Below are 6322 nucleotides of genomic sequence, written 5' to 3'. Positions count from 1 at the left end.
TCCAAAGCGGAAAGTCGTTTCAAGATTTCATACCGAGGGACCTGATCCCGCTTCAACTGGGCGTATCTGCGGCAGAGCGCAGGGAAAGCCGTTTCCGCGTCTCCCAGAAAAAACAAATCAAAAAATAGGCATCATGGCTGACAGTCACGGCGATCCCGAGGCCATTGCGGCCGGTGCCCTTTTCCTGAAGCGGCAAGGCTGCACGGCCCTGTACCACCTGGGTGACATCTGCGATTCAAACCGCCGGGAAACCGCCGATGCCTGCGTGGCCAAGATGAAAGGCCTCAGCATCGCCGCCGTCAAAGGCAACAACGACCACACCCTGGCTGCCGATGCCCGGGGGCGGTCGGACGGCGGCATCCGACCGGCAACTATCGCCTTCCTGGAAAACCTTCCCCTTAGCCTTGAAGTCGCCGGTGCCAAACTGGTCCACTCGCGGCCCTTTGTGCGGCGGCTGGGTCTGTCGGCCATGATCGGCGTCATGGGCAGCCGCGAAGCCACATCCTTTTTCAGGGAGAACCCCGGTGGTCTGCTGTTTCGCGGGCACAGTCACAGGCCCGAAATGATCAGCGCCGAAAAAGACGGGATCCGGTTCTCCACCCTTCCCGCGGGGCAAGCGATTGAATTGACCGGTTACCGACCCTGCATCCTTACCTGCGGCGCCCTGACTTTAGGATTTGTCATGATCTGGGAGCCGGAAAGCGACCGGTTGACGTGCTGCGCCTTCAGATGAAAATCAAACCGTGCTTCATGCGACCCCAATGCCTGGAGGGTGCTCAAAGACAACCCCATGTTGGGAAAACAGGTGGCCGGCATCGGCGGCGGTTTCAGAAGCGTGGAGACCGCTCTGCTCGTGGCCGCCAATGGTACCCGGACCCTCCAGGTGCTATAATTTCTCATGGCCTGCTGAACAGGATGAGGAATGCAGCAACCTGGTCAATGTAAATATTATATTAAATACCAATTAGTTAAATAAGAATCTGCGGTTCTTTTTTATCTTGATGGCGGCAGGCGGATGAACAGATGGGAAGAACCCTCTGACTAAAAAGACATTGACTTGAAACACCTCTGAATTTATACATATTGAAACGCGCTGGTGTTCAACGCGTTTTTTATATTGATCCTTTCATTTAAAAGTAGCAGCACAGCCTAACCAGTGATTGGCGCCTACCCAATCCATAGCGCTGACCGTACATGCAGGACCATCCTACCCCCGCCGGGCCCGGCGCAATCATTTTGGCGGGGTCATGAGGGTCAGGATGTCCCGAATCAGCCGGCGGCAACTGATACATCGGAAGCGCGGGTCGATCATTGCCAGCAGATGCAAGCGATCGGATGTTAGCGCTTGCTTCGTTGCGTCCCATTTGCACCAACCATACGGTAAGACGTTCGCGTCTTTTGCGGGATCAACGCCCTGGACCATCGATCAGACGGTTTGCCAGTTAGACGATTTTCCATACATTTTTCTTTTTTCCTGATTGAACACTCCCCGCGGCAAGCCGCGAGGAATCTTCACCGGAAGGATAAAAACGCGATTTCCAGTTCGCTCGCTAACTCCGCCGCAAGCGGCGAGGAATGCGCTCGCTATCGCGGTTCATCTGATACCTCCATCTGCCTCCGAGCGTGGCGGATAAAATGGTTCGCCTTGAGTTGGAGAGACTTTGCGAACAACTGGTCGGTAATTTGTCAGTCGATTGGTCGGATGTTAACTCAAACCCCACGAAAGGAGTCAGGCCGAATGAAAAGACGTGATTTTATTAAAAAGGCAGGAGTCGGTACCGCGGCCGTGGCAGCCACAGCCATAAACGCGCCCTTTGTGCATGCGGCAAAGAAAACGACCATCAAGTGGCGGATGCAGACCTATGCCGGTCCCGCATTGGCAGAACACGTCGTCAAGCCGTCCATCGATGCGTTTAATAAAGCGGCCAACGGGGAGATGGTCATCGAGTTGTACAATGCCGATCAGCTGGTGCCCCACGGCGAGCTGTTCAGAGCCGTCTCGAAGGGGACGATCGACGCCGTTCAGAGCGACGACGACTCGATCGCAGCGCCTGTCGACGTATCGGTATTTGCCGCCTATTTCCCATTTGCATCACGCTACTCGCTCGATGTTCCCGTGCTGTGGAACTGGTACGGGCTCGATAAAATCTGGGAGGAAGCCTACGCGGAGGTGCCGGAAGTCACCTGGCTGAGCGCCGGCGCCTGGGACCCGTGCAATTTCGCCACCCGCAAGCCGATCCGCCACATGGAGGACTTTAAAGGGCTCAGGATGTACATGTTTCCCACCGGGGGCAAGTTCATGCAGCAATTCGGCGTCGTCCCCATGTCTCTTCCCTATGAAGACGTCCAGATGGCCCTTCAGACCGGTGAGCTGGACGGGGTGGCCTGGTCCGGGATCACCGAGGATTATACGGTCGGCTGGGCGGATGTCACCAAGTACTACCTGACCAATCCCATATCGGGTGCCTGGGCGGGCTCCTACTTTGCCAACACCAAGAAATGGGAAGCCCTGCCCGAACACCTCAAGACGCTGTTCAAGCTGTCCATGGACAGCTCACACTACTACAGACAGCATTGGTACTGGTGGGGGGAGGCGCACTATCGCACCAAGGGCGGCAAACTGGAGCTTACCTCCATCCCCAAAGAGGAGTGGAAGGTCGTGGAAGACGCCGCCCTGAAATACTGGGACGAAATTGCCGCCAAGAGCCCCAGGAATGCCAAAGTGGTCAGCATCCTCAAGGAATACGCCAAAACCATGGAAGCCGCCGGCCCCCCCTACCGGTACTAAGCAACCGGGGGCAAAACCTTATATAGCAAAAAGGGTCGCCGTCCCTGTCTTCGGCGCAGATCCGGACAGGGAAGGCGGGCCTCTCAAAAGGGTGTCGAAAAAAACATGCGCCAAGGCCAGGCAGGACGAAAATTTGTGTGAAATCGGCTTTTAATTGTGATAGATGATTCGGCTGAGCCAAAAATTGACCTCTCCCCGCGGCAATCCGCGGGGAGGGGTCACCGTAAGGATGAGAATCGATGTGCAGTTCGCTCGCTATCTCGGTTCACGCTGGCTGGCCAGGTGTGGGTATTTTCAACATCTTGCTATGACTCGGACTTGAAGGAACGATAGGCTGCTTCAAACCCCGTCCAACGTTCAGCAGCTCCTTTCCGCTCCGATTTAACAATCACAGACTGACCGTGTCTGCTGCGTTCTTTCATCATCGCCCACCGCGTCTCCCCAACGTGATTCGGTGATTCGGAATCAGCATACCCAGGCAGAGGGGTCGCTATGCCCAAAGTTATAAAAACCTTTGTGCGCACCATTGATGCAACGAACAAGGTAGTCGGCAAATTTTCCCAGTATCTGGTCTTCGTTATGATGGGCGTGCTGCTCTACGAGTCGATCTCCAGGACGCTCTTCAACCAACCCCACATATGGGTCGTGGAAATCGCCCAGTTCACCATGGCCGCGTACTACCTGCTTGGTGGTGGCTACTCCATGCTTCTCGACGGACATGTCAGAATGGATCTTCTCTATGGACGCTGGTCACCGAAGACTAGGGCGATCATGGACATGATTACCGCCGTGGTCCTGATCTTCTACCTGGTGCTTCTGCTTTACGGCGCCATTTCCAGCCTTGAATATGCCCTGCGATACGGGCAGGTCAACTATACCTCCTGGGCACCACCCCTGGCTCCCATCAAAATCATCATGACCATCGGCATCGTGCTGATGCTGTTGCAGGCGATCGCATTTTTCTTCAAAGACCTGGCAACGGCCAGAGGGGAGTCGATATAATGGGCCACGAACTGATCGCCCTGCTGATATTCACCTCCATGCTGCTCATGCTGCTCACCGGGCAACGTGTCTTCGCGGCCATCGGGGGTGTCGCCGCCCTGTTCGCCCTGCTCCTGTGGGGAGATGGCGGCATAGAGATGCCCTTCAATGCGAGCTTCGTTTTGTTGAACTGGTATCCGCTGCTCACTCTGCCGCTGTTCATCTATATGGGCTACATGTTTTCAGAGTCAGGCATTGCCAGCGACCTCTACCGCATGTTTCATGTCTGGATGGGCCCCCTCAACGGTGGGCTGGCCATCGGAACGATCGGCCTGATGACCGCCGTGGCGGCCATGAACGGGCTGAGTGTCGCCGGCATGGCCATCGGCGCCAGCATCGCCATGCCGGAAATGCTCAAGCGCAAGTATGACAAGGTCATGGTCACCGGCGTCATCCAGGCGGGCAGCTCGCTGGGCATCATGGTCCCGCCCAGCGTCGTCCTGGTGCTTTACGGAATGATCGCCAGACAGAATGTGGGCCGTCTGTGGCTGGCCGGTGTTTTTCCCGGCCTACTCCTGGCAGCCCTGTTCATCGCCTACATCACCATTCGATGCAAAATGAACCCGCAGCTGGGGCCGGCACTGCCCCTGGAAGAACGGCGGCTGATCGGCTGGGGGGAGAAGTTCCGGCTGTTAAAGGCAGGGATTATCCCGCTGGTGATTATCTTTTCCATGACCGGGCTGTTCCTGCTGGGCATCACCAGCCTCGTCGAGTGTTCGGCGGCGGGAGCGGCTGCAACGACGCTTGCCGCCGTGGTCAGGGGCCGCTTTACCCGCCAAGTGCTGGAGAACACCCTGCGCAATACGCTGAGTGTGAGCTGCATGTTCATGTGGGTTATCCTGGCGGCGCTCTGTTTCGGCGCCGTCTTCGACGGCCTGGGTGCCGTGCATGCAATCAAATCTCTGTTTCTCGACCGGTGGGGGCTCAGCCCGTGGGGCGTGCTGGTCATGATGCAGCTTTCCTACATCCTGATGGGCATGTTTCTGGACGATACGGCCATGCTCATCATCGTCGCCCCCCTTTACGTCCCCCTGGTGATCAACCTGGGTTTCGATCCCATCTGGTATGGCGTTCTCTATACGATCACCTGCCAGATTGCCTACATGACGCCGCCCTTCGGCTATAACCTGTTTCTGATGAAGGCCATGGCGCCGCCGGAGGTCACCCTAATGGATATCTACAACTCGATCGTGCCCTTTGTACTGGTCATGATTCTCGGCTTGGCCATTGTGATCATGTTTCCCCAGATCGCCCTGTGGCTGCCTGATTTGTATTTTGGAAAATAAAAAGGATTCATGTTATGCTTATTGCTCGGGTAACAGGACTGGTGGTCGCAACCATGAAGCACGAATCGCTGGTCGGTAGCAAGCTTCTGATTGTGCAGGAAACCGACGTGGCCGGCAAATCTATAGGCCAACCCATGGTTGCCGTCGATGCGGTGGATGCCGGGGAAGGTGACCTGGTGCTGGTGACTCAGGGGTCCGGGGCCCGCCAGACGGATATCACCCTGGATCGGCCGGTAGACAATGTCATCATGGCCATCGTCGACACCTTGCAGTCCAATGGGAAGGTGACTTTTCGCAAGAGTCGGTAATATCCATCCCAAAGAGGCATCTCGTGGCCCAGTTCTGTGTTCTCGCGATTTTGAAATCCTCGACGTAGCGCTGCTACGCCTGCGGTTTCCAAATCGCTGCGGCCTTGATCTGGACCACAATCTACCGCTTTGGAATGAACATTATTGGACGGGAAACCATTGAATGGGAAAAGGCAACCATGAAATGCTCAGCGTGGGGATTGACGTGGGCACCACGACCACGCAGATTGTCTTCTCCAGGTTGACCCTGGCCGGGGGAGCCGTGGGCGGTTCGACGCCGCTGGCCCGGTCGCCGATAAGCCTGTCCCGCATGGCCGGCATCGTTGACAAGGAGGTGGTATACCGCAGTGGGATGCATTTCACACCCTTGGCCGGACCGGATGTCATCGATGCCTCCGCCCTTGAACAGATTTTGCGTCATGAGTATCGGCAGGCCGGCATTCTACCCGAACAGGTTGAAACCGGCGCGGTGATCATTACCGGCGAAACCGCCAAGAAGCGCAACGCCGACGTGATCCTGGACGCACTCTCGGCGCTGGCCGGAGACTTTGTGGTCACCGTGGCCGGACCGCACCTGGAATCGATGATCTCCGGAAAAGGATCCGGGGCCGAGACCTTCTCCCGGGAACACTTCACCACGGTCACCAACGTGGATATCGGCGGCGGATCGGCCAACAGCGCCATTTTCCGCCAGGGCCGGATGATTGGCGCCGCGGCAATGAACTATGGCGGGCGCATTCTGGAATTGGACCCGACCAGCGGTGGGATCCACTTGGCGTCTCCGTACCCCTGGGCCACCGCATGGTTGATGGATGGCGCCAGCAGGCTCCAGAAGCTCGCCGCAATCATCACCCCGGCGGCGAACCCGAGCGACGCGTCCAGGCAGCGGCGCGACACCT

General features: G+C 57.0%; 6 protein-coding genes. All 6 read left to right on the top strand.

Annotated elements, in window-relative coordinates:
* Positions 1–133 precede the first annotated feature (133 nt).
* Positions 134–733, top strand: coding sequence for a metallophosphoesterase (locus ABYV26_RS18030; protein ID WP_372682745.1), 600 nt, complete (start codon positions 134–136; stop codon positions 731–733).
* Between the two features lie 1005 nt (positions 734–1738).
* Positions 1739–2788: a TRAP transporter substrate-binding protein gene (locus ABYV26_RS18025; RefSeq protein WP_372682744.1), complete on the top strand. Its 1050-nt coding sequence runs from the start codon at positions 1739–1741 to the stop codon at positions 2786–2788.
* 492 nt (positions 2789–3280) lie between these two features.
* Entirely contained in the window at positions 3281–3790 is a 510-nt protein-coding gene (locus ABYV26_RS18020; RefSeq protein WP_372682743.1) for a TRAP transporter small permease subunit, read from the top strand.
* The gene (locus tag ABYV26_RS18015; protein ID WP_372682742.1) at positions 3790–5115 is read left to right on the top strand and encodes a TRAP transporter large permease subunit; all 1326 of its coding nucleotides are present in this window, start codon (positions 3790–3792) and stop codon (positions 5113–5115) included. The genes ABYV26_RS18020 and ABYV26_RS18015 overlap by 1 nt, the downstream gene beginning before the upstream one ends.
* Positions 5116–5129: 14 nt before the next feature.
* Positions 5130–5423 (top strand): EutN/CcmL family microcompartment protein, encoded by a 294-nt coding sequence (locus tag ABYV26_RS18010; protein WP_372682741.1) that lies wholly within the window; start codon positions 5130–5132, stop codon positions 5421–5423.
* Positions 5424–5586: 163 nt separating this feature from the next.
* The coding region (locus tag ABYV26_RS18005) for an ethanolamine ammonia-lyase reactivating factor EutA (protein ID WP_372682740.1) at positions 5587–6322 on the top strand (736 nt) is incomplete at its 3' end.

Source organism: Desulfosarcina sp., assembly GCF_041551955.1.
GTDB lineage: Bacteria > Desulfobacterota > Desulfobacteria > Desulfobacterales > Desulfosarcinaceae > Desulfosarcina.
Note: the sequence above shows the minus strand (reverse complement) of the source record. Positions and strands in the feature narration are given on the sequence as shown.